Source organism: Pseudomonas sp. SJZ103 (assembly GCF_007828335.1).
Taxonomy (GTDB): domain Bacteria; phylum Pseudomonadota; class Gammaproteobacteria; order Pseudomonadales; family Pseudomonadaceae; genus Aquipseudomonas.
On the sequence record NZ_VIUN01000004.1, the window covers coordinates 284,625 to 309,822 of the forward strand.

25 protein-coding genes and 2 pseudogenes are annotated in these 25,198 nt (G+C 59.1%); 14 read left to right on the top strand and 13 right to left on the bottom strand.

All coding sequences use genetic code 11. The features are described from left to right. Positions 1-14 precede the first annotated feature (14 nt). Together FBY10_RS12260 and FBY10_RS12265 are read left to right on the top strand one after the other, a co-directional pair. Positions 15-1,118 (top strand): polyamine ABC transporter substrate-binding protein, encoded by a 1,104-nt coding sequence (locus FBY10_RS12260; protein ID WP_145336385.1) that lies wholly within the window; start codon positions 15-17, stop codon positions 1,116-1,118. Between the two features lie 42 nt (positions 1,119-1,160). Further along, positions 1,161-1,640, top strand: coding sequence for a DUF3237 domain-containing protein (locus FBY10_RS12265; protein WP_131699801.1), 480 nt, complete (start codon positions 1,161-1,163; stop codon positions 1,638-1,640). Between the two features lie 19 nt (positions 1,641-1,659). On the opposite strand, the gene FBY10_RS12270 is transcribed toward FBY10_RS12265, so the two are convergent. Together FBY10_RS12270 and FBY10_RS31710 are read right to left on the bottom strand one after the other, a co-directional pair. Next, positions 1,660-2,271, bottom strand: a complete 612-nt coding sequence (locus tag FBY10_RS12270; RefSeq protein ID WP_131699802.1) for a TetR/AcrR family transcriptional regulator — start codon at positions 2,269-2,271, stop codon at positions 1,660-1,662. A 172-nt stretch (positions 2,272-2,443) separates the two neighbouring features. Then, positions 2,444-2,614: pseudogene (locus FBY10_RS31710) on the bottom strand (serine hydrolase); the annotation flags it as partial. 282 nt (positions 2,615-2,896) lie between these two features. Here FBY10_RS31710 and FBY10_RS12280 point away from each other — a divergent pair. After that, a complete protein-coding gene (locus FBY10_RS12280) occupies positions 2,897-3,610 on the top strand; it encodes a bifunctional 2-polyprenyl-6-hydroxyphenol methylase/3-demethylubiquinol 3-O-methyltransferase UbiG (protein ID WP_145336387.1) in 714 nt (237 codons plus the stop codon). Between the two features lie 401 nt (positions 3,611-4,011). Here FBY10_RS12280 and FBY10_RS12285 read toward each other — a convergent pair whose 3' ends face one another. Further along, positions 4,012-4,944 (bottom strand): LysR family transcriptional regulator, encoded by a 933-nt coding sequence (locus FBY10_RS12285; protein WP_145336389.1) that lies wholly within the window; start codon positions 4,942-4,944, stop codon positions 4,012-4,014. Positions 4,945-5,053: 109 nt separating this feature from the next. Between FBY10_RS12285 and FBY10_RS12290 the strand changes: the two genes are divergently transcribed. The 4 genes from FBY10_RS12290 to FBY10_RS12305 all read left to right on the top strand — a co-directional run bounded on the left by FBY10_RS12290 (position 5,054) and on the right by FBY10_RS12305 (position 7,934). Further along, positions 5,054-6,139 (top strand): TauD/TfdA family dioxygenase, encoded by a 1,086-nt coding sequence (locus tag FBY10_RS12290; RefSeq protein WP_145336391.1) that lies wholly within the window; start codon positions 5,054-5,056, stop codon positions 6,137-6,139. 4 nt (positions 6,140-6,143) lie between these two features. Beyond that, a complete protein-coding gene (locus FBY10_RS12295; protein ID WP_027603982.1) occupies positions 6,144-6,902 on the top strand; it encodes a TSUP family transporter in 759 nt (252 codons plus the stop codon). Between the two features lie 16 nt (positions 6,903-6,918). Next, positions 6,919-7,398, top strand: a complete 480-nt coding sequence (locus tag FBY10_RS12300; protein ID WP_131699809.1) for a YbaK/prolyl-tRNA synthetase associated domain-containing protein — start codon at positions 6,919-6,921, stop codon at positions 7,396-7,398. A 284-nt stretch (positions 7,399-7,682) separates the two neighbouring features. Beyond that, a complete protein-coding gene (locus FBY10_RS12305; protein WP_145336525.1) occupies positions 7,683-7,934 on the top strand; it encodes a DUF2790 domain-containing protein in 252 nt (83 codons plus the stop codon). 74 nt (positions 7,935-8,008) lie between these two features. Here the strand turns inward: FBY10_RS12305 and FBY10_RS12310 are convergent, their stop codons facing one another. Next, positions 8,009-8,935 carry a LysR family transcriptional regulator gene (locus FBY10_RS12310; RefSeq protein WP_131699811.1) on the bottom strand — a complete coding sequence of 309 codons (927 nt, stop codon included), beginning with the start codon at positions 8,933-8,935 and terminating at the stop codon, positions 8,009-8,011. A gap of 220 nt (positions 8,936-9,155) precedes the next feature. Between FBY10_RS12310 and FBY10_RS12315 the strand changes: the two genes are divergently transcribed. The 3 genes from FBY10_RS12315 to FBY10_RS12325 are packed head-to-tail and all read left to right on the top strand — an operon-like array spanning position 9,156 to position 11,742. Beyond that, the gene (locus FBY10_RS12315) at positions 9,156-10,592 is read left to right on the top strand and encodes an NAD-dependent succinate-semialdehyde dehydrogenase (RefSeq protein ID WP_145336393.1); all 1,437 of its coding nucleotides are present in this window, start codon (positions 9,156-9,158) and stop codon (positions 10,590-10,592) included. A 10-nt stretch (positions 10,593-10,602) separates the two neighbouring features. Next, positions 10,603-10,740: a hypothetical protein gene (locus FBY10_RS12320; protein ID WP_237683209.1), complete on the top strand. Its 138-nt coding sequence runs from the start codon at positions 10,603-10,605 to the stop codon at positions 10,738-10,740. Beyond that, on the top strand, positions 10,741-11,742 hold the full coding sequence (locus FBY10_RS12325; RefSeq protein ID WP_145336395.1) for an NAD(P)H-quinone oxidoreductase: 1,002 nt from the start codon (positions 10,741-10,743) through the stop codon (positions 11,740-11,742). A gap of 227 nt (positions 11,743-11,969) precedes the next feature. On the opposite strand, the gene FBY10_RS12330 is transcribed toward FBY10_RS12325, so the two are convergent. The 5 genes from FBY10_RS12330 to FBY10_RS12355 form a co-directional block, all read right to left on the bottom strand. Beyond that, on the bottom strand, positions 11,970-13,298 hold the full coding sequence (locus tag FBY10_RS12330; RefSeq protein ID WP_131699814.1) for an OprD family porin: 1,329 nt from the start codon (positions 13,296-13,298) through the stop codon (positions 11,970-11,972). 691 nt (positions 13,299-13,989) lie between these two features. Then, on the bottom strand, positions 13,990-15,255 hold the full coding sequence (gene glyA, locus FBY10_RS12340) for a serine hydroxymethyltransferase (protein ID WP_131699815.1): 1,266 nt from the start codon (positions 15,253-15,255) through the stop codon (positions 13,990-13,992). Positions 15,256-15,411: 156 nt separating this feature from the next. Continuing rightward, on the bottom strand, positions 15,412-15,714 hold the full coding sequence (locus FBY10_RS12345; protein WP_256663442.1) for an aminotransferase class III-fold pyridoxal phosphate-dependent enzyme: 303 nt from the start codon (positions 15,712-15,714) through the stop codon (positions 15,412-15,414). A gap of 29 nt (positions 15,715-15,743) precedes the next feature. Next, complete coding sequence (locus FBY10_RS12350; protein ID WP_131699816.1) at positions 15,744-16,133, bottom strand: hypothetical protein; 390 nt, start codon at positions 16,131-16,133, stop codon at positions 15,744-15,746. Next, positions 16,133-17,365, bottom strand: a complete 1,233-nt coding sequence (locus FBY10_RS12355) for a benzoate/H(+) symporter BenE family transporter (RefSeq protein ID WP_145336397.1) — start codon at positions 17,363-17,365, stop codon at positions 16,133-16,135. Before FBY10_RS12355 ends, FBY10_RS12350 begins: the two co-directional genes overlap by 1 nt. 441 nt (positions 17,366-17,806) lie before the next feature. Between FBY10_RS12355 and FBY10_RS12360 the strand changes: the two genes are divergently transcribed. Next, a complete protein-coding gene (locus FBY10_RS12360; protein WP_131699818.1) occupies positions 17,807-19,303 on the top strand; it encodes a PLP-dependent aminotransferase family protein in 1,497 nt (498 codons plus the stop codon). Between the two features lie 10 nt (positions 19,304-19,313). Here FBY10_RS12360 and FBY10_RS12365 read toward each other — a convergent pair whose 3' ends face one another. The 4 genes and pseudogenes from FBY10_RS12365 to FBY10_RS31715 form a co-directional block, all read right to left on the bottom strand. Next, positions 19,314-19,715 (bottom strand): hypothetical protein, encoded by a 402-nt coding sequence (locus FBY10_RS12365; protein WP_306100595.1) that lies wholly within the window; start codon positions 19,713-19,715, stop codon positions 19,314-19,316. A gap of 37 nt (positions 19,716-19,752) precedes the next feature. Further along, positions 19,753-19,995: a hypothetical protein gene (locus tag FBY10_RS12370; protein ID WP_145336399.1), complete on the bottom strand. Its 243-nt coding sequence runs from the start codon at positions 19,993-19,995 to the stop codon at positions 19,753-19,755. A gap of 12 nt (positions 19,996-20,007) precedes the next feature. Continuing rightward, entirely contained in the window at positions 20,008-20,487 is a 480-nt protein-coding gene (locus FBY10_RS12375) for a hypothetical protein (protein WP_131699819.1), read from the bottom strand. A 56-nt stretch (positions 20,488-20,543) separates the two neighbouring features. Further along, a pseudogene (locus tag FBY10_RS31715) lies at positions 20,544-20,788 on the bottom strand (GNAT family N-acetyltransferase); the annotation flags it as partial. Between the two features lie 228 nt (positions 20,789-21,016). Here FBY10_RS31715 and FBY10_RS12385 point away from each other — a divergent pair. The 3 genes from FBY10_RS12385 (at position 21,017) to FBY10_RS32010 (ending at position 25,127) form a co-directional block, all read left to right on the top strand. Continuing rightward, complete coding sequence (locus FBY10_RS12385; protein ID WP_131699820.1) at positions 21,017-21,382, top strand: hypothetical protein; 366 nt, start codon at positions 21,017-21,019, stop codon at positions 21,380-21,382. A 313-nt stretch (positions 21,383-21,695) separates the two neighbouring features. Further along, positions 21,696-22,445 carry an ABC transporter substrate-binding protein gene (locus tag FBY10_RS12390; protein ID WP_145336401.1) on the top strand — a complete coding sequence of 250 codons (750 nt, stop codon included), beginning with the start codon at positions 21,696-21,698 and terminating at the stop codon, positions 22,443-22,445. 660 nt (positions 22,446-23,105) lie between these two features. After that, complete coding sequence (locus FBY10_RS32010; RefSeq protein ID WP_145336405.1) at positions 23,106-25,127, top strand: methyl-accepting chemotaxis protein; 2,022 nt, start codon at positions 23,106-23,108, stop codon at positions 25,125-25,127. Positions 25,128-25,198: the final 71 nt, after the last annotated feature.

The window sequence follows — 25,198 nt, forward strand, 5'->3', positions numbered from 1 at the left end:
GGAGTGTTTTGATCATGAACAGATTTTTGCGTAACACCGTGCTGGGCACTGTCGCCTCGTTGCTCATCAGTGGTTTTTGCCTGGCTGAAGAACGCACCGTACGGATCTACAACTGGATCGAATACCTGCCACCCGAGGTGCTCAAGAGCTTCCAGGAGGAAACCGGCATTCGCCCGGTTTACGATGTGTTCGACAGCGTCGAAACCATGGAGTCCAAGCTGCTGACGGGCAACTCCGGGTATGACGTGGTGTTTCCCGGCTCCGCCAACCTGGGACGCTTGATCACGGCCGGGGCCGTGCAGCCGTTGGATCGCAAGCAGTTGCCAAACTGGCAGCACCTGGACCCGCAATTCATGCAAACCCTGGAAACCGCAGGTGACTCCGGCAATCGCTACGCCGTGCCTTACCTGTGGGGCACCACGCTGATCGGCTACAACGTCGACAAGGTGCGCAAAGCCCTCGGCCCTGACGTGCAGATGAACAGCTGGGACATCATCTTCAAGGAAGAAAACCTCGCCAAGCTCGCCAGTTGTGGCGTGGGTTTTCTCGACGCCGCCAACGAGATCCTGCCGATTGCCTTGCACTACAAGGGCCTCGACCCCAATAGCCAGAAGCGCGAGGACTATGTACAAGCCCAGGCCCTGATGATGAAGATTCGCCCTTACGTCAGTTACTTCAACTCGTCACGCTACGGCATGGACCTGGCCAACGGTGATATCTGTGTGGGCGTGGGCTGGTCCGGCGGTGTCGCACTGGCCACACGACTGGCAGATGCAGCTGGCAAGGGCGTCAAGGTCGAGATGGCACTGCCCAAGGAAGGCGCGCCGATGTGGTCGGACGTGATGATGATCCCGGCCAAGGCACCCGATCTGGCGGAGGCCCATGCGTTCATCAATTACATCCTGCGCCCGGACGTGATTGCGCGCATCAGCAACAAGATCGGCTACCCCAACCCGAACAAGGACGCCACTGTGCTGGTGGACGCCAGCATCCGCAACGACCCGAACATGTATGTGCCGGACGAAGCGCGCAAGACCCTGTTCGCCCTGGAGCCGATCCCGGCTGCCGCGGAGCGCATCCGTACCCGCACCTGGACCGCCATCAAGAGCAACCGCTGATCAGTGTGGCCCGGTGCGTGCGCGCCGGGCTTGGAGCTTGCCATGACTGAACGGGCGGACATTGCCCCCAACTTGCAGCGAGTGCTGACCCTTCGCGTCGCGATAGGGCCAGGTGTGATGCTGGGCGCCAGCGTTGAAGGCCTGCGCTGCAATTACCCGATAGTGGGCGGGGATTTCGATGGGGTCGGCATCAGCGGCCAGGTCCTGGCGGGCGGAGAAGATTGCTTTCTTTTGCGCCCGGATGGCATTGGTCAACTGGATGCCCGCTACAGCGTGAGGACCGACGAAGGCGAGGTGATCAACATCCGTAACCGCGGCGTGCTGACCATGACTGAGTACGGACGCCAGCTGGAGCGCGACGGCCAATGGCCGATTCCTGAAACGGAGTACCGCTGCACCTGCACGCCGGTGTTCCAGGTGCCCAAGGGGCGGCTGGACTGGCTCACCCGTTCAAGTTTTATCGGCCTGGTGCATTACCCGGGCGCTGACCAGGTGGTGATTCGCTGCTATCGCTTTTACTGAGGCCCGACCCTGGAAGCTGTCAGGCCTGCATGCCGTAGAACAGCAGCTCGGTGATACGCCTGACCTGGGTAGAGTGCGCGTCGATATCCGGGTGTTCCTGGTTCACCAGCCTGAACAGTTGCAGGTGCGAATAGTCGTTCAACAGGAACGCGGCCAATTCCACATCGAGTTGCGGGCGCAGCTTGCCGGCCCGTTGCAATTCCCGCAGCAGCTCGCTGATCTCGGCCCTGAGCGCATCATTCATGGCCCGATAGCCTGCGGGCAGTTCATTGCTGCCACCGAACAGGATCAGTGGCAGCAGTTCACGCCACAGGCTGGGGTGCATGACTTCCAACGCATAGCCGGTAAGAAGGCGTTCCAGGTGGCATAGCGCCTCGACCGGATCGTCTATTTCGTGGATCCTGCTGCGGGTGTCGGTGATTGCGCGTTGATCGGCGTGGTGCAGGATTTCCAGGATGATTTCCTGCTTGTTGCCGAAGTACTTGAACACCGTCGGCGGCGACACCCCGGCCTGGCTGGCGATCTGTTCGATGGTGGTGTTCTGGAAACCCTGGCGCTCAAACAGCTCGATCGCGGCCTTGCTGATAGCTTGCCGGCGTTCGGCTTTCTGACGTTCACGCAGTCCGCTCACAGGAGATCCTTGTCACGAGTAAAAAGAGGGGCGCTTATCGCCCCGGTATCGCTGCAAAATACTTAATTGAGTAAATTTTTTAAAGCACTAATTGCCAACCATTCCGTGTGCCACTGCCGTTTGCATGAAAGCGTGGCGGGCACACTATAACGGTGAGTGCCTGTATCGGGGTTAACGTGAAAGGCTGATCAAGAATTGGGGCGTCCAATCTGATCAGCCTGCCACGTACCAACGATAAGGCTGTCGCAGCCAAGACTGTTTTCGTAAAACCCCACCAGGAGGCCATCAGTTCTAATCGGTCAGGCGTTTGTGGCTGACCATTTGGTACGAGTGAACTGAGCATTGGCTCCCTTGGAATGTTGAGCGGATCCACCACTCGACAGGAGATCTCATTCACTCTTCTTCATCGTGAAAAGTCAGCCGTTTGTACTGCCCTGAATGACTGCTATTGGCCTGAGCCGATTGCTGCCTGCCACGACCAGTTGAAATCGACCCTAAGCTAACTGTCGCTTGGACGATACCTGAGCGCCTTAGTATTCCCAGTAGGAATGCAATTAATAAAATTAATTAATTTTTGTTATTACTCTTTATGACCTAAGTTGATTCAAGGACATGGAGAACCACCTTGAACTCACCAATTAACTCTGCTGAAAAGTTTGATAATGCTCGGGCTAGTGAATATGGACGACAGAGCCGTATCGCACTGGCAGGTTATGACGCTTGTCAGGACTTGGTGGCGTGCATGCTCGCGGCAAGTCTTGGAAATATTCGCTCGGCAAAAATACTGGTAGTCGGCGCTGGCGGTACGGCGCAGGAGATCATCTCGATGGCCAGGCTTGAGCCGGGCTGGCGCTTCACCGCCGTTGATCCATCTGAATCGATGCTGGAAACCGCGAAACAGCAGTTAGTCGTCAACAACATGCTTGAAAGAACGGACATGCACCTTGGGCACGTTGAAGACTTGGCCGCAGATGAGTCCTACGACGCAGCCACTTTGATCGGTGTACTCCATCATCTCGATGGGGATGATGCCAAGGGAGAGATTCTGCGATCCATTCAGGCTCGTCTGAAACCGGGGGCTCCGCTGATTGTCGCCGGCAACCAATATGCCTATGCCAGCCAGCCGTTGCTCCTCGCCGCCTGGGGGCAACGTTGGCGGCAGCACGGAGCCAGTCCGGATGAAGTGAAAGTCAAACTTGGGAAAATTCTTCAAGGCGCTGACCCTCCACATTCTGAGGCGGCTGTTCAGAAGCTTTTGCATGATGCGGGGTTTGGGGACGCTACCCGTTTTTTCAGCAGTCTGTTCTGGGGTGCCTGGTTAACGTGTAAAACGGTCTGAACGGCGAGCTGAGTGGCAGCTCTGGGTCGATTGCAGCCGTTCGTGACAGGCAACAATCAGCCAAGCGCTCAAGATATCGTCCGGTAAACATCAAAAAACCAGTGTGATCGCGAGGAGGCCAGCGCTTCCATTGATGTTGGCTGACGCTATGCCATCGCGAGCAGGCTCGCTCCCACAGGGGCATTGGTGTTTGGGGAATTGCGCCCCGTCAGGGACCGCGCCGATATGGGCGCGGCATTTTCCTGCTTTTCACCCATTGCCGGCGTCGATAATCACCATCGCGCCAGTGAAGTTCTAATACAAAATCCTCGGCGTAGCATCTTGTCGATGCTCGTCTGCGGTAGCCGAGGGTGGGTTTCAGCGTGTTAGCGTCTCATCAACTGCCTGAACGCCCCGTAACCTCATATGAGTGCTGAACCGCGTTTACATTCGAGGTTTTCACCTAAGCCACGGATCATCTCCATCAATGCCTTCACCCGCAGCGGCAAATTTCCGGCCGGGTACACCGCGTGCATCTGTGGGCTCTCACCGCTGCTGGAGGTGAGCTTGTACTCAGGACAAACCCGGAGCAAGCGCCCCGCTTCCACTTCGGGCTCCGCCATCCAATCCGCCAAGCGGGCGATCCCGACGCCCGCCAAGGCTGCCTGGAATACCGCCAGACCGGAGCTGAAACGAAATTTTGGATGAACCCGAAAGCTGATGGCCTGCTCCTCACTGCGAAAATTCCATTCCTTGAGAATCCGCGGCGCCGTATGCAGGATCAGCGAATGCGACTCCAGTGCCTCGATGGAATCGGGCATGCCGTTGCGCTCCAGGTAGCCGGGGCTGGCATACAGGTAACGTGAGTAACTCCAGAGCGCAAAGCCGATCAAGTCGCTGGATTGTGGAAACGCGCCGCGAATCGAGAAGTCCAGCTTGCTCTTGGCCGGGTCGATGATCTCATCGGTGAAAATCACGTCGATGTTAACTTCTGGATAGCGCTCGCAGTATTGCGCGATCAACCGGGGCAATACCCCGTGTCCGAGAAGCTCGGGGGCGGAAAAACGGATCCAGCCGGAGGCCAGGCCGCTGAGACCGGCCAGGTCTTCATCCACCTCACGTTGCAGGTCGAGCATTTTGTACGCGTGGGGCAATAAGCATTCACCCGCTTCGGTCAAGCTCACGGCATTGGACGAGCGATTGAACAACTTAAGCCCCACACTTTCCTCCAGGGCTTGAACGGCGCGGGTCAGTGCGCTGGGGGAGCGTCCCAGCGTCCGTGCCGCGGCGACGAAGCTGCGCTTGCGAGCCACGGTCGCGAAGGCTTCAAGTTCCCCCAACATATTCAATGCCACTCTCCACCTCATTGCATTTTTCACAACGCGGCATTGCAACACAAAAAAGGCTCTTCCGTTAACCTTCCCGCTCAACCCAGAAGGATGGGGCAGACAGGAGCGCAAGGACGTGTCGAAGCTGGATGAAGTAATCGGGAAAGCCGCAGCTTGTGCTGATGAAGTAATGCATGAATGGCTGGAAAGAAAATCAGTGACTTCGACCCGACGGGAGATACGGCAAATTCATCTGTCGCTCGAAGAACAACGCACACTTCAGGCTGGTCTGGCATCGCTGGACGTGACCGATAGCGCCTCGGGTATCCGCCACATGCCGATCCTGGGGCGGTTGCTGGAAAGTGTCCTGTGCAGCGAGAAAATCCAGCAGCTACGCAATTTTCCACAGGCCCGTGAAGTGGCGATGATCGTCAGGGGGCTGCCGCTGGACCCGCAACTGCCCGCCACGCCCTATGACCTGGAGCCGGGTATCGAGAACTTGTCGATTCTGGCCGGGGCTATTTTGTCCGTGCTGCAAACTCTGCAAACCCGTCCGCTGGCGTACGAGGGTGAAAGCAACGACACAGTGTTCCGTCACGTATCGCCCAAGCACAAGCGAGAGACCGAAAAGAGCTCCTATGGCTCGCGCGCGGATTTGGACATGCATGTCGACAACCCTCACCTGCCTTTGACCTGCGAACCGGTCTCGCAGTTGTCGGCCTGTCCGGAGTACCTGTCCCTGACCGGCCTGCGCTGCGAGCTCGACGTGCCGACGCGCATCGTCGCCATTGACGAGGTGCTGGCCATCCTGCCGGCCTACGTCGAAGAAGAATTGTCACGACCGAATTTCACCGTTCGCCGACCGGCCTCCTTCGGCAAACAGGGGAATGTGCTGGAAAATGTCCCCTTGCTGTACAGAAGCGCAACCGATGGCCTGTATTGCCGCTACAACAAAGCGAGTGTCGAAGCGACCTGCGCCAATGCGCAGTTTGCCCTCCAACTGTTCGCCGCCGCCGCCAATCATCCCGATGTCGTGCACCCCGTAATGCTGCAACCAGGGGACATGCTGATCTTCAAGAACCAGCAAACCCTGCATGCCCGGGATGGTTTTACACCCCGCTACGACGGCCGTGATCGCTGGATGTTGCGTGTCTTCGGGGTCAATGATCCGGCACGCGTGTTACCGCTGGACCCTCATCAACCCTACATAGTCAGAGCCTGATTTCATGGTCGACATTGTCATCCTTTGCGTGTTCGCCTTCGCCGCCGGCCTGATCGATGCGGCGGTGGGCGGCGGCGGACTGATCCAGATTCCCGCGCTGTTCAACGTGCTACCCACCGCCCAACCGGCGGCGCTGCTAGGTACCAATAAGGTCGCGGCCGCCTGCGGCACCGCATTCGCGGCCCGGTCCTTCGTGCGCAAGGTGGTGATCGACTGGGGTCTTGTGATCCCCGCCGCCTGCGCGGCCTTTGTCATGGCCTTCTTCGGAGCCGCCACGGTGTCGTTCGTACCCCAGTCGATGATCCGGCCGGCGGTGCTGGTGTTGATTGTACTGATGGCGATCTACACCTTCTGGAAAAAAGATTTCGGCGCCCTGCACAAACCCATGCGCATCGGCACCAAGGAAAAACTGCTGGCGATCGTCATCGGCGGCGCCATCGGTTTCTACGATGGTCTGTTCGGTCCCGGCACTGGCAGCTTCCTGATCTTCCTGTTTATCCGCTGCTTCGCCTTCGACTTTCTTCATGCCTCGGCATCGGCCAAGCTAGTGAACATCGCGACCAACGTAGCGGCACTGATATTCTTCATTCCCACGGGTAACGTGCTCTACCTGATCGCAATCCCCATGGCGGCATTCAACATCCTGGGCGCGCTCACGGGCACCTGGCTGGCGGTTCATAAAGGCGTGCCCTTTGTCCGGGCTCTATTCCTGGTGTTACTGGTGATTCTGATCAGCAAACTGTCCTACGACCTGTTCCTGTAAACCAGAGGAAAACTACATGCATCCCATGTTCGATCGCCTCGTGGCCCTACTCGATGCCCACTCAGCCTCCTACCGGGTGTTGATGCACGACGCCGAGGGCCAGTCTGCGCGCGTTGCCGAAATCCGTGGCACCGAGCCCGGCCAAGGCGCGAAGGCCATGCTTTGCGCCCTCAAGGGTCAGGCCGGACCCTATGCACTGGTGATACTGCCGGGCGACCAGAAGCTGGACATGAAGAAAGTCGGAGCGGCCCTGGGCGGGAAAAAAGCCGAGCTGGTGAAGGCCGAAACCGCCATGGAACTGACCGGGTGCCGGATCGGCGCCATCCCTCCTTTTGTTTTCGATGAGCGGATTCAATTGATCGTCGATCCAGCCTTGACCACAGGCTACGCCGAAATAGCCTTCAACGCGGGGCGGCTGGATGCGTCGATGGTGCTCGATACGCAGGATTATCTGGCGATTGCCATGCCTCGATTGCTGGATATCAGCCAGGCCTGAGCAGACGTTTTCACTAGACAATGTCTACCGGGCTGACCGGTTACTACGGGTAGAAAGCGATAGACCTCGAGAGTCCGCTTTTGGCCGATTTCTGCCTGTCGCGAAGGGCCGCAATCGCCCAAAAGTGGACGGCCACAAATAAAAAAAGCGCTATCGTCAGACACCTCACGATTGTGTTCGGAATTGAGAAAAGTCTTTCCCTGATCCGCGCCTGTTTGCGCAAAACCCTCAAGCCTAAAGTTCGTCCTGCCAGCAACATCACACTTACTTTAGGAAATCTCATTATGAAAACGGCAATGATCATCGTCGCACTCTTGGGCTTCAGCTCTGTGGTAGCGGCACAGGACGGTACTGCAAAGACTAAACCTGTTGAGCAATATGGATACGGCACCCACCTTGATGTCGCGAAGGTCATCTATGAAGACCCGGTGCCGGATGTTTGCGCAGTCGTGCCGACGCACATGACCTACCAGGATTCACAAGGCAAACAGCACGTACTGGCCTATAGCGTCATGGGCCGTTGCAGCCAGGGATAAGCAACCTGTTCGCCAATCATTGCGCCTCGAAGCGTGTTCATCGAGGCACAAATACCTTTTTGCCCTGCGGCATTTCAATCGATAAGTTCTTTGGCCGTGGCCGCCAGTTGACTGCCAACCCGATCTTTCAGCGCTTCAATAAACCGGGTGATTTTTGCATCGACAAACTGCCGGGAGGTATAGACGGCGTACACGTTGCGCTCATAGGTATGGTAGTCAGGCAAAATCCGCACGAGCTTGCCGGAACGCAAATCGTCGACGGCCGTGAACCCGGCCAGCAAGCCAATCCCCGCCCCCTCTCGAATGGCATGTGCCATCGCATCCATATCGTTGACGCTGAAACTTGGCCCTGTCGGGACAAATGTCGCGTCCCCTGCCTTGCTCTTCAGCTGCCACTCATCCCGCACATAGTCAACGGTACCCAATAGCAGACACTGGTGATCGCGCAGATCTTCAGGCGTCTCGGGGGCCGCATTCCGAGCCAGGTAGTCTGGCGACGCCACCAGCACACAATGGCTGACACCGATCTTTTGGCTGACATACGCCGAATCGGGTAACGCTCGGGCGATCAGAATCGAGACATCCAGTTGGTCTTCCAACAGGTTAGGCATGCGTTGCGAGAGCAATAAATCCACGGTCACTTCCGGGAATTGCTGGCGGTATTCCAGCACGGCCCCGGTGACCAGATGCCGGGCCAGTCCGGGGACGCAATGCACCCTCAGTGTTCCCCGAGGCTCCAGCGCGGCATTGCTGGCTTCGGCTTCGGCACTCTCCAGATCAGCCAGAATTTTCGTGCAGCGCTCATAGAACCGTCGCCCCGCATCGGTGACCGAGAGGCGTCGGGTCGAGCGTTGCAACAGGCGCGCATCGAGCACGTTTTCAAGCGCGGAGACAGCACGCGATACGTTACCGACCGTTGAGTCCAGATGATTGGCCACGGCCGTGAAACTGCCCATCTCGACAACCTTTATGTACACCGACATGTTCGAAAGCTTATCCATCGCGACCTTCCTGTAGATCTGATGCTCACCCGTGATAACGCGCATTTTTCCGGATGCTACACGTTCGGCCCGCGGCTCGATATTACCTCTGGCGACAACAATGATTCCCTTTGGCCCGTCTAAATCAATGGCCCCTCCTTCCATAGACTGGGTTGCACAGGCCGCCTGAACAGGCGCCGGGTTTCATCTGAATCTCCGACAACCAACTGAAGGGCACATCATGAAGACTTCTTACGACCCGCTTTATCTTTTCATCGGTGGTGAATGGATCAGTGCCGAAGGGCGCGATACTGCCGCCGTCGTTAACCCGGCAACCGGCCGGGAAATCGGACGCGTCCCACTCGCCACCGCGGGCGACCTTGATCATGCCCTTGAAGTGACTCGCCTGAGCTTCGAGCAGTGGCGCCAGACCGTGCCTGACCAACGCGCCAAGATCCTCAAGCGTGCCGCCGACCTGATCCTCGAACGTGCACCGCAGATTGCCGCGCAGATGACCCTGGAGGAAGGCAAACCGCTGAAAGAAAGCCTGGATGAAGTGACCCGTGCGGCGGAGTATTTCGAATGGTTCGCCGAAAGCGCACGGCGTATCGATGGCCGTGTGGTCCCGTCCAACCGGCTAGGCGTATTGCAACTGGTCAAACGCCAGGCCATCGGCCCAGTGGCCGCATTCACACCATGGAATTTCCCGGCCATCACCCCGGCACGCAAGCTCTCGGCAGCACTTGCCGCGGGTTGCAGCGTCATTCTCAAACCCGGTGAAGAAAGCCCTTCCACAGCGCTGGCCCTGGCGCGTGCACTCGACAATGCAGGATTGCCCAAGGGTGTGCTGCAAGTGGTCTTCGGCGTACCGGACCAAGTGTCCAGCCATCTGATCGCCTCACCGATCATTCGCAAAGTGACCTTCACCGGTTCGGTGCCCATCGGTCGTCTGCTGTCTGCACGAGCTGCTGAAGGCGTGAAGCCCATCACCCTTGAACTGGGTGGGCACGGACCGGTGCTGGTATTCGAAGATGCCGACATTGAAAAAGCCGCCGTCGAAGGTGTCGCGAACCGGTTTCGCGGCACCGGGCAGGTGTGCATTTCATCCACTCGGTTTCTGATCCAGCGTCGCGCCTATCAAGCCTTTGTCGATCACTTTGTCGCTGCGACCCAAGCGCTGAGAATCGGCGACGGCCTGCATCCGGACACACAGGTCGGACCGTTGGCCAACCCAAGGCAGCTGGCAAAAATGGAAGAACTGGTCGCCGATGCCGTCGAGAAAGGTGCACGGGTATTGGTCGGTGGCGAAGCCTTGTCAGGCGAAGGCTACTTCTTCCAGCCCACCGTTCTCGCGGATGTGCCGATGAACGCCCGCGTCATGCACGAAGAACCCTTCGGCCCCATCGCCGTACTGATGCCGTTCGATGAGCTAGCCGATGGACTGCAAGAAGCCAACCGCCTGCCCTACGGACTCTCGGCCTACGCGTTCACCTCCAGCGCGCGCACAGCCATTGATGTCGCTGATGGATTAGAGGCCGGGATGATTGGGATCAACCAATACCGCATCGTCGCAACCGAGCTCCCGTTCGGCGGCATCAAAGAAAGCGGTCACGGCTCCGAAGGCGGCATTGAAGGCATCGAGCACTATCTCACCCACAAATTCATCAGCCAGGTTTAAGGAACTCGCCATGTCCAAGCTCAATTTCAAAAGTCCTCGGGAAGCCGCGCGCGCGTTCACGCACCTGTCTTTTTACGTGGGCTTCCCTGGCGCCATCACCGCATCGGCTATCGCCAATGCCACGTTTAGCGAAACGGAGGACAACTGAATGAAAGCCATCAACATCAAAGAGTTTGGTCTGCCAGACGTCCTGGAACTAGTAGAGGTCGCCAATCCTGAAGTCCGTCCTGACGACCTGCTGGTGCGTGTCTATGCCGCGGGGGTGAACCGTGCGGACCTGACTCACCGGACCGGTGGGTACGGCCATCCGAACTTCGGTGACTCGCTGATCATCGGCCTGGAAATCGCCGGCGAAGTGATCGGCAAAGGGAGCGCGGTGACAGGGTTCGAGGTGGGAGATCGAGTCATGGGCGTGGTCGGCGGCGGTGCCTACGCCGAGTTGGCCCGCATCGACTACCGCATGGCCATGCACATCCCCGCGCAGCTTGACTATGTACACGCGGCAGCCATTCCCGAGGTCTTCGTCACGGCCCATGAAGCAATGATGCATCTGGCTCGGCTCAAGGCTGGCGATTCAGTGTTGATTCACGCGGCCGCTGGCGGCGTCGGCTCTGCCGCTGTGCAGTTGGCTTACGCCACCGGCGCCACGGTGTATGCGACAACCGAAGGAAGCAAGTTGGCGCGTGTCGAGCATCTGGGGGCTGACGTGACGATCGACTACAAGACCCAGGATTTCGCTGAAGTGATCGCCGACAAAACCCAGGGTCGCGGCGTCGATGTGATCATCGACTTTATCGGACAGCCCTACTTCGCCCGCAATATTGCGTCCCTTGCACGGGGCGGTCGCTTGGTTCAGGTGGGGATTCTCGCCGGTGGCGGAAACGTCACGGTGGCGCTGGAGGACATTCTTTACCGCCACTTGCAAATCATCGGTACGGTCATGAAGTCGCGCACGCAGCCGGAGAAGCACGCGATGATCAAGCGTTTCCGCGAGCACTGGCTTGATCGCTTTGAGGGTGCCGGAAGCCTTGAGCCGGTTGTCGACAGCACGTTTGCGCTCTCAAGGGCTGCCGATGCTCACCGCCGGATGGAATCTTCCCAGAACGTCGGGAAAATCATTTTGACGATGCGACCTGAAGACTTGCTTTAAGTATGAATTCTCAGGACCGGCAACGCCGCCGCTTCAGCGAGCGAATGTATGACGGCAATTCAACAGCAGCTGTCGGTTAGCATTTGGCGAGCGGCCTCGGCGCGTTGTGTTCGTCGCCCGCTTACGGTTTACGCTCAATTGGCAGGACACCGCTTACCAACCAAAACCGCAGCGTTTTTAGAAGGTAGCCCGCCCGGTTGGTCCAGCAACCGGGCTGGCCTGTTTGTTTAGAGGATATTCAACGGATATTCGGTAATCAGGCGCGTCTGCACCAGGTGCCCCCCGGTGGATGCATCGCCATCGTGCAAAGCCTCGCGCAGCCGGAAGGACAGTTTTTTGGCCGGGCCGCTCTGTACTACGTATTTCACTTCGGCGTCGGTTTCGTGTTCCTGGTCGTTGGCACCATAGAACCCGGTGTAGGCCGAATTGCCGGGAGTGTGCGTTCCGTCGATGCCGGAACCGCGGATATGACGGGCCATGAAGCTCAGGCCTGGGACGCCAAAGGTGCTCATGTCCAAGTCATAGCGCATCTGCCAGGACCTCTCGCCGGGGCCGTTGAAGTCGGAGTACTGCACCGAGTCAGCGAGGTTGATTGAGTTTCCGTAGCGGCCAGCACCGACGCCGGCGTTGGTCCCTCCAAAACCGACATAGTCGAATGGTTCGTCACCATTAACCTTCTGTCCGGCCAGGGTGAAGGTTTGCGCACCCACGGTGTAGGCCGCCGCCAGCGAGGCTGCAGTGGTGTCGATGGTCCCGGCCTTGGCGCTGCCGTCGTCCAGTGTGCGGTAGAGGTTGAAGTCCAGTGCGACGGATTGGTCAGTCGTCAGTGGGTGAACAAGGTTCAAGTTGACGTAGTACTGATTCCAGACGTCTTCCAGGTGCGCTCCGTACAGCGACGCGGTGAACTCCTTGCTGAACTGGTACTTGCCCCCCGCGAAGCTGGCCGACGGTGCCGCCACACCGGCATAGCTGGCAAGAATGTCGCCGCTGCGCGAGGTGGTGGTGTTTCCGGTACCTGAGGTGAAATGGCCGGCCTCCAGGTTCAGGCCGGTGATCTCATGGCTGTCGACCTGGAAGCCCGATGCAGTCTGCGGCATCAGGTAGTTATCGGCAGTGGCGAGCACTGGCGCCGTGGGCTGCAAGTCGCCGATCTTGAGCGTGGTGTTGGAAACACGGAACTTGATGTCACCACCGGCCTTCGCATAGCCTCGATCCGGATTGCCATTGGCGTCGGATGGAATGGTTGGGCCACCGGCACGGTCGGTGTTCCCGTCGATACGCAACGCCAGGTCGGCGAACGCATCGATGCCGATGCCAACAGTGCCTTGGGTGAAGCCCGAACTGTAGGTCGCCATCAGCGCCTGGCTCCAGTCACGGGTATGGTTGCCGCTGCCGTTCTGGTTCCAGAACACGTTGCGGTTGAGAATGCTTAAACTGCTGTCCGCGACAAAACCCTTGGAGTCGGACTGATCGCTTGCGTAGCTGATGGCCGGCAAGGCAAATGCCAGTGCCACGGCCAAGGTGTTGAGTTGAAGTAGCGGTTGGCGTTTTTTCATTATTAGCTCCAATGCACGAGTTCGTGTTGGAGCATTAGGGCAACAGCCCAGGCCATCAACAAATGAAACTGAATGAATATTTTGATATCAGACCTGGCTCCCAGACAGGCCGTAGTGTCACTCGAAAGCGGCTGCTTTTAGCCGCTTACTGCCCGTCATTCCTGACTACTTTTTTGGGTGAGTACCATCCCTCCCCCGTAATAAACCCATCCGCGAGCGAGACTTGGATATTCCTAATCCCATCTAAAGACAAACGCTCAGTGCACCAGGCCTCAGCCTCTCCTTTGAAAAGCCTAAGCTACAGCCCATGTGAAACGAGTGTGCTACCCAGCATCTGGGATGCGGATCAAATTCTCAATATCACCACCGAAGTGCTTTAAGAGCAGTCCGTTACGAACGTGCACGATGTAACCCTGACCACCCGCCATTACGATCACATGAAAAGTTGATTCCACTTCCAACACGCAGTTGAAGCGGCAGGACCCGGTGAGCCAGCAAATCGAGATCATTTTTTTGGGACGTACCCTGGGCTGTGACTTTCGGGCTCACCGGGATCAGTCTCCGGCAGATCATCACGACGCACCCACTCCCCCAGATCGAACGCCTGATAAAGCTGGAAGCAGGCTGCATGAGCGTCCTTATCGGCAAAGAAGTGAATCAGGGGCCGTCCACACGCCCCCCCCAAACCCATTCAGCGATAAACCGGATAACGCCGGCACAGTGCGACAACCTGTTCGCGCACGTGGTGGCCGACCTTGTCACTGTCGCCATATTCCAGGGCGTCGAGTACGTCGCACAACCACCCTGCCACTTGCTCGCAGGCCTCGACATCGAAGCCCCGCGTCGTCACCGCCGGGCTGCCGATGCGCAAGCCGGAGGTCACGAAGGGTGAGCGTGGGTCATTCGGCACCGAGTTTTTATTCGCGGTGATGTAGGCGCTGTTCAATGCCGCATCGGCGTCCTTGCCGGTGTAGGGCTTGTCGGACAGATCGATCAGCATCATGTGGTTGTCGGTTCCGCCCGAGACGATCTTGTAGCCGCGCTTTTGCAGCACCGCCGCCATGGCGCGGGCGTTGATCACCACTTGGGTCTGGTAGACGCGGAACTCGGGCGTCAGCGCCTCCTTGAACGCCACGGCCTTGGCTGCAATCTGGTGCATAAGCGGGCCGCCCTGCACGCCGGGAAACACTGCCGAATCGAGTTTCTTGTAGAAGGCTTCGTCCTGGCCCTTCGACAGAATCAAACCGCCCCGTGGGCCGCGCAGGGTTTTGTGCGTGGTGCTGGTGACTACATGCGCATGGGGCAGCGGGTCCGGGTATTCGCCGGCGGCGACCAACCCGGCGACGTGGGCCATGTCGACCCAGAATATGGCGCCGACCTTGTCGGCGATGGTGCGCATCCGTGCCCAGTCCTTGTAACGCGAGTACGCCGAGAAGCCGCCGATCAACATTTTCGGGCGCGTCTGCAGGGCAATTCGTTCCATCTCGTCGTAGTCGAGAAAACCGGTTTTCGGGTCCAGCCCGTAGGGCACGATCTTGTAATGCCGGCCCGAAAAGTTCGCCGGGTTACCGTGGGTCAGGTGGCCGCCCTGGGCCAGGTTCATGCCCATCACCGTGTCACCGGGGTTGATCAACGCGAGGAACACCGCCGCGTTGGCCTGCGCACCCGCGTGAGGCTGCACGTTGGCGTAGTCGCAGTTGAACAGGGTCTTGACCCGCTCAATCGCCAGCCGCTCGGCCACATCGACGTATTCACAACCACTGTAGTAGCGCTTGCCGGGATAGCCCTCGGCGTACTTGTTGGTGAGTAGCGTGCTCTGGGTCTGCATGACCAGCGGGCTGGCGTAGTTCTCCGACGCGATCAGCTCAATGTGGTCTTCTTGGCGATGCGCTTCGTTATGAATCGCCTCACGCAGTTCAGGGTCGAAAGCATCCAGGGTGAGCGTTGAGTCGTACATGGTGGGGGCGTCCTCGGTTAACAAATTCAAACAGCGGGCGACAGCAGGCGAATGACACGTGCGGCGATCTCGTCGATCTGTGTGTCATCGCAGATCAGTGCGGGCAACAGGCGCACGGTGGTGCCACGGGTGACGGTGATCAGCAGGCGTTGTTCTTCACGCGCGCGCGTCGACCAGCTCGCCGCACGGGCGGTTGAGTTCGACGCCGACCATCAAGCCGATACCACGAATGGCCACCACCTCGGGATGGTTGCCCAGCGCCAGCTTGAGCGCGGCGCGTCGGCCGCTGGCGGCGGCAATTTCCGGGTTGGCGTGCCCCAGGCTCGTCACGGCCACGCCGGCGATGGCATCCAGGTATTCAACGCCATCGGTGTCCCACAGGCGGGCGCCCAGGCCTCGGCTGAACGAGACCGGCTGACGGGACGAGGTGTGCATCAGGTAAGCGGGTGCAGCGGACATTGCAGGCCTCCTATAGAGATCAATCAACGTTAAGGGGCGAGCGCCGGCAACTCGTCGTCGTTTCGCGGTCTAGCGTCGGCCGTGGGCCAGTAATAGGCATCGGGCATGGCGCGGGCACCGAAGATGGCTTGGCCGACGCGTACCACGGTTGCACCCTCTTCAATGGCAATTTCAAAGTCGCCCGACATGCCCATCGACAACTCCTGCAGCGACACGCCCTCGGACACATGTGCGAGCAAGCGGTCGCGCAATTCACGCAAGCGCACGGTGGCCGGGTCACGCCCGACGCGGTGGCAAGCATCGATGATGCGTTGCTGCACAGCGGCGAGGTTGCGACGAAAGTCCTCGACGCTGACCGCCTGCGGATAGCGACCATGATCGGCATGGAGCGTGGTGAGGTGTTGGGCTTGCCCAGTCATCAGCGGGTCGCTCCGTTGGTGGTCACCGCAGTGGTTTTTTCACGACGTGGCAGTTGCCCATTGAGTACCGCATACGCCGTGAGGCCGACGAGCAAGCCCCAGAACGCGCCGCCAATGCCAAGCAAGGTGATGTTGGCGGCGCACGCCAGAAAGGTGATCAGCGAGGCTTCACGGGATTTGACGTCCGCCATGGCATTGGCCAGGCTGCCGCCGATGGTGCCGAGCAGCGCCAGCCCGGCCAGGGTGGTAATGAACGTCGCCGGAAAGGCCATGAACACCGCCGCCAGGGTTACGCCAAAAATCCCCACCAGGATGTAGAACACCCCTGCCGCCACCCCGGCGATCCAGCGTTTGGAAGGGTCTTCGGACGCTTCCTTGCCGGTGCAGATCGCCGCCGTGATTGCCGCGATATTGAACGCATGGGAGCCGAACGGCGCCATCAGCAGCGAACCCAGCCCGGTCACGCTGAGAATCGGGTTGGCGCTGGTCTTGAAGCCGTCATTGCGCAGCACCAGCATGCCCGGCATGTACTGCCCCGTGAGGGTAATCAAAAAGAGCGGCAACGCCACGCTCAGCAACGCATTGAGCGAAAACTCGGGCCGCGTGAATACCGGTGTGGCGAACTCCAGCGCCAATCCGGAAAAATCCACTCGCCCCTGCATCAGCAAAAAGCCCAGCCCCAGCACCAGAATGCCGACCACCGCGTAGCGTGCGCTCAAGCGTTTGAACACGATGTAGGCGCCGATCAGCAGCCCCACCAACAGCGGGTCGACCGTCATGCTCGCGAATGCCCCGATGCCGAACTGCAAGAGAATGCCGCCCAGCAGACCCGCCGCAACGCCAGGCGGGATCAGGCGCACAGCCCTTTCAAAATAGCCGGATACCCCCAGCAGCACGAACGCTGCCGCTGAAATCAAATACGCACCAATCGCCTCGGCGTAGGGCGTGGTCGCCAGGGCAACGATCAAGAACGCAGCCGCCGGGGTCGACCAGGCGGTGATGATCGGCTCGCGGCTCACCCAACTGAGGAACAACCCGGTCACACCGACGCCAATCGACACCGACCAGACCCACGACGCCGTCAGCTCAGGGCTGAGGCCGGCAACCTTGGCGGCCTGGAACACTAGAATGAAGGTGCCGCCGTAATTGACGATCACCGAAATCAGCCCGGCAACCACCGGGTGCAGCACATCCCGCAGACGCAGGGACGACTGGGATTGAGTAGAGGGCATAAGTCTTGGCTCCTTGCTGGACAATGGATCAGGCCGTGGCCAGGCGGTCATTTATAGCCGTTGAATGGTGGGGGTTGCCCCTACGCTTGTGCGCAGCAGACCAGACCACTTTTTCGCGCAGGGGCGGTTACCCATGTGCGCGTGCGAAGTCAGCCATAAAGTCAGTCAGCGCCTCGACTGCGGTTAACGAGACGGCGTTGTAGAGGCTGGCGCGCATCACACAGCAGCGGCGCGGCGCTGTCGGGCGGGCCACGTCCATGAACACGCGGGAGCGATGGCTGATCTCCATCACCGACATACCGGTGCCGGCAAAAAAATTCTTCGTGTGCCTGGGCGAGCACTTCCAGCGGAACCGCCGTGGGGCCGGGCTGGCGAGGGCTGGATTCTACGGATAGACTGGCCTGCCATTACAGGCCAATTCCAAAGGACTGAGCAGACCGCATGGCAAAAACCTTCGAGCTCGAAACCCTGAAAATGCGCCTCAACGACGTGGAGTTTCAGCTGCTGGACTTGCACCAGCGCATCCAGCGGGCGTTGCGCGCACTGATCCTCGACGGCGCCCTCGGCCCCGGCCTGAAACTGCCTGCCACACGGGTATTGGCAAAGTCACTGGGGTGCGCCCGCGACACCGTCGAGAACGCCTACGTGCAGTTGCATCGGGACGGGTTTATCGTACGCCGCGAGGGTGCCGGCAGTTACGTCTGCGACACGGTCGGCGTCGAATTGCGCGGCGCCACACGCCGGCGCATCAAGGCCCAGGAAGTGCGCAGCAACGCCGCCGCACCCGGCGCCGCGCTGAGCCAGCGAGGGCGGATGATCTTCGAAACGGGCGGCGTCAGCGACCAGCAAGTCATCAAGGCCTTCGCCACCGGTTTGCCGGAAACCCGCAGTTTCCCCACGGATGTCTGGGAACGCCTGCAACGGCAGGTGATGAAGGACTATCGTGCCAACGTGCTCTTGCACGGCGACCCGCAAGGCGCCGAGCCGCTGCGCAAGGCGATTGCCACCTACCTGAACCTAGAGCGCGGGGCCAAGTGTTCGCCCGATCAGGTGCTGGTGCTGAGCAGCACGCGCCAGGCCTTGTACCTTTGCGCGCAGTTGCTGGTGGATGCCGGCAAGCCGATCCTGCTGGAAAACCCTGGCTATTACGGCGCACGCAAAGCCTTCGAGATCGCTGAAGCCAAGGTGCTGCCCATCGATGTCGATGAACGCGGCATCCGCACCGACCTGCTGTACGCCGACCGCAGCGGCGCCAACTGCGTGTACGTCACACCGTCGCACCAATACCCCACCGGCGTGACGCTGCCGCTGGAACGGCGCCTTGAGTTGATCAACTGGGCGGCGGAAAAAGGCAAGTGGCTGATCGAGGACGACTACGACAGCGAGTTCCATTACGACGGACAACCCACCGCCTGCGTGCAGGGTCTGGACAAGTATCAGCGCACGCTCTACATCGGCACGTTCAGCAAGACGCTCTACCCCGGCTTGCGCATGGGCTACATGGTGCTGCCCCACGAACTGGTCAAGCCCTTTGCCTACGCGCGCAGCATGATGGACGGGCATACGCCGCAAGTGCTGCAACTGACCCTGGCGCGGTTTATGGAAGACGGCCATTACAACGCCCACGTGCGGGCCATGCGCAAGCTCTATGCCGGGCGCCGCTCGATCATGCATGACGCCATTGGCAAGTACCTGGGCGAGGTCGTCACCGCCCAGTTGCCGCCGGGCGGGTTGCAGATTCCCTGTCTGCTGAAAGCGGGCTGGAGCGAAGAAAAAACCATCCGCCAGGCGGCCACCGCCGGCGTGCAATTGTCCGGACTCAGCAAGCTGTACGCAGGCGAACCGCAGCAATACGGCTGGCTGCTGGGCTACTCGTCGTTGACCGCGTATGAAATCGAAGCCGCCATGCTGCGCCTGGCCAATGCGCTGAAAATCTAGAGGCAACCGCTCAGTAAGGCAGCTTGAAACGCTTGGTCAGTTCGCCGATGCCTTCGCGAATCGAGCGCTCGGTGCGACTGTCGAGGGCGCCGCTGCGCACTCCGCCGAGCATGGCGAGGATCATGTCGCCGATCTCGCGAAATTCATCCACGCCCATGCCCCGCGACGTGCAGGCCGCGCTGCCGATGCGAATGCCGGAGGTGACACTGGGTTTGACCTCGTCGCCCGGCACGATATTTTTGTTCACGGTAATCCCGATCGCTTCCAGCGCCTGTTCGGCGACGTGGGCAATGTCGGCCATCAGGAAGGCCCCGACTTCGTCGGCAGTTGCGCGAAAGCGCGCGAAGTCCAGCGCCCGTGAATAGGCCGAAGCGCCGACGATGATCAATTGCGGACGTTCCTGGCGGGCCATCTGCTACCAGCAAGCAGCTTGAAGAGCCCTGCCACCTTCACCCCATCTGCGCGAACCGCCGCCGCTTTAGGAACAACCCCACCCCCAGTGCAACGGCAAAGATCGACAGCAACCCCAGGTCAAATCCAAGCAAGCGGATGTGGCTCGCCGCAACGCAGCCGACCGCCCCCATCGCCGCCAGCAGTACCCCTAACCACTTGCGAAGCGGGTACGACTTAAGAAACCGATCGAGCAGAAAGAACAGCACCAGAGCAGCGACCAGTTGGGTAATGTCAGACATGGGTTTCTCCCGTCAGGTCTTGATGATCAGTGTCGAGGCGGTACGTTGCGGGCCGATACCGCCGTTCACCTGCGCCTCGATGCTCACCAGTATGTCGCCTGCATGATAGGTGGGCAGGGTTTCATTCACGTACATGCGCACACCGGCGCCGACGGGGGCCCCAACGTAGGGGGAGGCAACGTAAGAGGTGACGCCCGCGAAGGCCGAGGCCGCCAAGTTGGCGATTCTGGTGCGCTGGGCGTTGAGCACATCGCCCTGCTGCCGAGTCAGCGGCTTGGAGATGCCGATCATCATCAGGCACGGCAGGTTCTTGGCCAGCATCTTGTCGTACACCTCGACGACCTTGCGGTTGACCTCGTAGTGCGCGCTCTTCGCCTCACCAAAATGCAGCTCGCGCAGCCGCCCGCGTTCGCTGTCGGTGAGGGTGATCTGCGAGACGTTGAACACGATCCCGTGATTGCCCATGTATTGGAAAGTCCCTTCGAACTTCATCGCACGCATCCTTTCGATGCCAAAGGCGGGGATTGTCTAGAAGGCGGGCGCTGGATTCAAATCATTTCACCTGGCTGGCAAGGTGCATAGCGTGGCGTAAGGTGCTGACGGTCATAATAATTGTCGAATTCACTGCTTTCGACGAACACGAAGCCATGGCGGGTGTAAAACGGTTCGAGGCACTTTCTCTGAGGGCACCTACTGTGATCGGCAGTGCAGCTGCATCCGCTGCTTCGAAAACCTGTGCGAGTACAACCGCGCCGATCCCCAAACCCTGCGCGCTCGGCCTCACGTATAGGTGCTAGCCCCTAACAGCGCATTAATTTTCGTATTAGCTATCCCGCTTTTCATCGCGAAATTTACCCTGCTTAGCGCTTATTTAAGGGACGTCGACTCGCGGCTCTTGGCCGATTACCGCCTTTCATGAAGGGCTGCAATCGGCCAAAAGCAGACTGTGGACAGGTAGCCGTTGATGTCTCTACGCTGGACGATCTAGTGACAGCACAGCGGAAAAAAAGGAGTAGTCACGTTGGAAGTTGCCATTGATCGAGATAGCGTTCATGCAGGAGATGATCTGGGAAGCCATGCGACGTCGATAACACTCGATCCATCAGCAACGCTGCGCGCCTTAATCGAAGTGATACAAGATGCCGGCTACTTACCGGGTATCAATGGAGGCAAGGCTACTTGGATTATTTGGTCGTCTGACAAACCAATAGGTGTTTTAGCGCAGCAATGGCCAGCACCTAAATTGACCGTGCCGCCCGAAAGCACCGTTGATCAATATTTCGGAAATACCGAACCTCGCCTTCTGTTCAGATATTGGTGTCAGGCAGATCCAGATGAGGTCTTTTCGAATATCAAGACCGGAAATGAGCCACCTTCACGATTTTAGGATTGGCGGTGGACATTTCTGTCGATCAATGCGGTTCAGATGACTGCTATGGGTCGATTGCTGCCTTTCGCGAAAGGCGGCAGTCGGCCAGAAGCGGACGGTCACTATGTGTCCCAACCGATACCGATAAGAGGCAATCCGCTAAACGCTCTTGAGAAACCTGCGCCATGCGTACTGGTTCGTATGTATCAATCGCCGTGGTGACGGTTTACGGGACTGCATCAGGCGTTTGACCTGTGTCAGGGTCTATACTAATTTCGCCATTTTAATCAGATCCACCCTTGATCACCGCACAGCCCACCAGGCAGAACACGTGAAACATTCGACACTTACTGCCGCGCTGCTCTGCCTATTACTTGGCACTCCCGTCAGGTCCGAGCAGTATCAGGTCGTTACTGAAGAGTGGGCGCCGTACAACTACCAGGAGAACAATCAGCTTACCGGCATGGCCACGGAGATCGTTCGAGGCATAATGGCGCTGACCGGGGATGACTTTGAGGTGGTGCTGCTGCCCAGTATGCGAAGCGCCCGTGCATTGAAGACCCGACCCAAGACCATCATGTATTCACTATTCCGCACGGCAGAGCGTGAACCGTTATACAAGTGGGTCGGACCGATCGTGGAAGAGTCCATTCACCCCTATCAGTTAGCCAATGCGCAGCAGCCGGTGAATTCCTTAGAGCAGCTACTGCACGCCCCAAAAATTACAACGAGACATGCCGGCCTGATACCCGAGACTCTGCAGTCGCGGGGCTTCAACAACCTCGAAAAAACTGCGACCGAGAGCCTGCAGCTCTATCGCATGCTGCTAGCCGGGCGCACCGATATCATCATAGGCGACACCGATGCGGGGGTGGCTTACTACAGCCGCCAGTTGAACATCGCCCCCGGCACGCTGCGGCAGATTCCCATCGAGCTCTATCGCTCATCGCTGTACATCGCCTTCAGCCGCGACTGTGACGACGAACTGGTAGCCTCCTGGGCCCACGCCCTGGAGCAACTGCGCCACTCGGGCGAGCTGGAGCGCATCCAGGATCGATACAACCAACCCATCGAGCAATGAAAGCGCGGAACCAGCGCAAGCCCGCTTCGCGCTTATCCAGCCTTGCTCTCACTCAATGCGGAGGATAAGCCATGAACATTTTTGCAACATACAGCCATCAGCCTTGGAACAAGGGAATGGCTTGACCCGGCCACGCCAAAGGAGCTTGCGGAGCAGATGATGCTTCACCAAAGTGAGCAGTCAGAGGTGCTCGAGTGGTTCAGGTCGACACTGCCGTTGGGAACGCTCGGAACAACGGACCGGATCTGATCATTGCGAAGTAGCTTGGCCATAGTGGTACCCGCATGCTCGTCCAGCGCCTGCACTTCCTAAGGACTGCTATCGGCCGATTCTGTTGAAAAAGTCGGTTCTTCCAGCCTGCCGGAATATTGACCGCTGAAAACGCCTTTCTTGCGCGCTGCTACGCGAAATCCGAGCCCGGAACCCTCTGCTCAAAGTAAAGATTTCAATCTCAAGCGCGTACTTTTCTGCCGTGGAAACCATAGCCGACTTTTTCAACAGAATCGGCCGAAAGCAGCCTGTCAATAATAGGAAAACTCCCTACACCCGCGTCCATCCGTCGCATCCCCCACCCTCCCCCTCCAGTCCTCACCCAACCTGCCGATAACCCTACTAACCGTATGCCTACCCCCTGCATCACCACTCGATCGAGTCCACCACATGAACCCACTCTCCCTTCTAAAAAAAGCCCGGGCCGATCGTCAAGGCACCGCCACGCTCACCAGCACTGCCAACGACCTGGACGCCTCACTCACTGCCCTGCGTATCACCCCCACCCTGATCACCGGCTTTATCTCGCCGCATCTGGACATCGACGCCATCGCGGCCAAGCTCAAACGCCGTTTCCCCCAGTCCACCATCAGCCTATGCACCACCTCCGGCGAGCTGTGCAACGCGCCCGGTTCGCTGTATTGCGCCACTGGCGAGCGCTGGGACCGGGTCGTGTTGCAGTTGTTCGACGACAGTCTGATCGCCTCGGCCGAGGTGGTGATGGTGCCGTTGGAGTGTGAGGACATTCGCGGAGGCGGCAAGCGGTTAGGGATGCAGGAGCGGATTGCCAAGTTGGTGGCCAATATCAAGCGGGTGCAGGTGCGTACGTCGATCGATCATCGCGATACGTTGGCGTATGTGGTGTTCGATGGGTTGTCGGCGTCGGAGTCGTTTTTTATGGAGGCGCTGTATGAGTCGGGGCGGTTTCCGTGTTTGTTTGTAGGGGGATCGGCCGGGGGTAAGTCGGATTTCCAGAAGACGCTGATTCATGACGGCCAGCGCAGTTATCAGAACCATGCGCAGATCGTGTTTCTGAAGACGGCGGCCCATGTGCGATTTGGGGTGTTCAAGAGCCAGAACTTTAAACCGGCGGATTTGACCTTCAGTGTGCTGACGGCGTCGGTGGAGGACCGCACGATTGACCAAGTGATCGACAGCAGCGGCAATATCAAGAGCATGGTGCAGGCGCTGTGTGACGCGTTCAGTTGCGCGCCCCAGGCGCTGGAGTCGAAGCTGGCGGACTATTCGTTTGCGATTCGGGTGGGCAGTGAGTTGTTTGTGCGGTCCATCGCGCGTATCGACTTCGAACAGCAGATCGTGCAGTTGTTTTGCGACGTGGCGCCGGGCGAGGAGTTGGTGATGGTGCGGCGTACGCCGCTGCGGGAGGCGACGCGCCTGGACTATGAGCAGTTCCTGCGCGGCAAGGGAGGCCAGCCGGTGGCGGGGATTTTGAATGACTGCATCTTGCGCCGGCTGAACAACAGCGCCGAGCTGGGCAGCATGGCCGGCATTTTTGGGGATGTGCCGTTGGCGGGGTTTTCGACCTTCGGGGAGATTTTGGGCTTGAACCTGAACCAGACGCTGACGGCGATTTTCTTCTTCCGGGTGGCCAAGGGCGCGAGTTTCAGTGACGAATACGTGGACAATTTCATCGCCCATTACGGCGAGTTCAAGGCATTTTTCCTACGCCGCCAGGTGAAGAAGTTGGCAGGGTTGAACCATGTGGTGGTCAAGCAGATTACCGCATACAAGAACAATGACTTCAGCAATACCCTGAATACCCGCGGCCTGGACCGCAATATCCTGCCAGTCTTCGAAGGCCTGGCCGACTTGGGCCTGGTGTTGGCCCATGCCCAGCGTCAGCATGAGGACATCGCGTCGCAGCTCAAGCATTACTCCGGTGAGTTGCACGCCTCGATGGATGAACTGGTGGGCACGATTGGCCAGCAGAACACGGTGTCTGCCCAGGCCGGGGCCACGGTGGAGGGGCTGTCGAGCCAGGCGGATGTAGCGGTGGAGGGCGCGCGCACGCTGGCGGGGTCGAGTTTGCGTATCCAGTCGATTGTGCAGGTGATCCAGCAGATCGCCGGGCAGACCAACTTGCTGGCGCTCAACGCCGCGATTGAAGCCGCGCGCGCGGGCGACCTGGGCCGGGGCTTTGCGGTGGTTGCCGACGAGGTGCGCAAGCTGGCGGAAATCACACGCAAGAATGCGGCGGAAATTGGTGTGGATATCGACTTGTTGTCGAGTGAGATCCAGCGGGTGGCCCAGCAGATTGAAGACCAGTCCACCGGGGTGGGAGCGCTGCGGGAGATGTTGGATGTGCTGGAGGCGTCGAGCCGTGCAACGGAGGGTACGGCGCAACGGACCAAGACCATTGCGGATACGTTGACGGGGTTGACCCATGGGTAGGCGTTAACGGCAGGTAAAAATGGCGCGGGGCTCATGGCACTGAACGGGGATTCAGTGCATGATGCGTCGCT

Excerpts from the sequence above, each read along its gene's own strand:
- FBY10_RS12260 (WP_145336385.1), top strand. The coding sequence starts at position 15 with ATGAACAGATTTTTGCGTAACACCGTGCTGGGCACTGTCGCCTCGTTG.
- FBY10_RS12265 (WP_131699801.1), top strand. The coding sequence starts at position 1,161 with ATGACTGAACGGGCGGACATTGCCCCCAACTTGCAGCGAGTGCTGACC.
- FBY10_RS12295 (WP_027603982.1), top strand. The coding sequence starts at position 6,144 with ATGGTCGACATTGTCATCCTTTGCGTGTTCGCCTTCGCCGCCGGCCTG.
- FBY10_RS12300 (WP_131699809.1), top strand. The coding sequence starts at position 6,919 with ATGCATCCCATGTTCGATCGCCTCGTGGCCCTACTCGATGCCCACTCA.
- FBY10_RS12305 (WP_145336525.1), top strand. The coding sequence starts at position 7,683 with ATGAAAACGGCAATGATCATCGTCGCACTCTTGGGCTTCAGCTCTGTG.
- FBY10_RS12310 (WP_131699811.1), bottom strand. The coding sequence starts at position 8,935 with ATGGATAAGCTTTCGAACATGTCGGTGTACATAAAGGTTGTCGAGATG.
- FBY10_RS12315 (WP_145336393.1), top strand. The coding sequence starts at position 9,156 with ATGAAGACTTCTTACGACCCGCTTTATCTTTTCATCGGTGGTGAATGG.
- FBY10_RS12320 (WP_237683209.1), top strand. The coding sequence starts at position 10,603 with ATGTCCAAGCTCAATTTCAAAAGTCCTCGGGAAGCCGCGCGCGCGTTC.
- FBY10_RS12325 (WP_145336395.1), top strand. The coding sequence starts at position 10,741 with ATGAAAGCCATCAACATCAAAGAGTTTGGTCTGCCAGACGTCCTGGAA.
- FBY10_RS12330 (WP_131699814.1), bottom strand. The coding sequence starts at position 13,298 with ATGAAAAAACGCCAACCGCTACTTCAACTCAACACCTTGGCCGTGGCA.
- glyA (WP_131699815.1), bottom strand. The coding sequence starts at position 15,255 with ATGTACGACTCAACGCTCACCCTGGATGCTTTCGACCCTGAACTGCGT.
- FBY10_RS12345 (WP_256663442.1), bottom strand. The coding sequence starts at position 15,714 with ATGTCCGCTGCACCCGCTTACCTGATGCACACCTCGTCCCGTCAGCCG.
- FBY10_RS12350 (WP_131699816.1), bottom strand. The coding sequence starts at position 16,133 with ATGACTGGGCAAGCCCAACACCTCACCACGCTCCATGCCGATCATGGT.
- FBY10_RS12355 (WP_145336397.1), bottom strand. The coding sequence starts at position 17,365 with ATGCCCTCTACTCAATCCCAGTCGTCCCTGCGTCTGCGGGATGTGCTG.
- FBY10_RS12360 (WP_131699818.1), top strand. The coding sequence starts at position 17,807 with ATGGCAAAAACCTTCGAGCTCGAAACCCTGAAAATGCGCCTCAACGAC.
- FBY10_RS12365 (WP_306100595.1), bottom strand. The coding sequence starts at position 19,715 with ATGGCCCGCCAGGAACGTCCGCAATTGATCATCGTCGGCGCTTCGGCC.
- FBY10_RS12370 (WP_145336399.1), bottom strand. The coding sequence starts at position 19,995 with ATGTCTGACATTACCCAACTGGTCGCTGCTCTGGTGCTGTTCTTTCTG.
- FBY10_RS12375 (WP_131699819.1), bottom strand. The coding sequence starts at position 20,487 with ATGAAGTTCGAAGGGACTTTCCAATACATGGGCAATCACGGGATCGTG.
- FBY10_RS32010 (WP_145336405.1), top strand. The coding sequence starts at position 23,106 with ATGAACCCACTCTCCCTTCTAAAAAAAGCCCGGGCCGATCGTCAAGGC.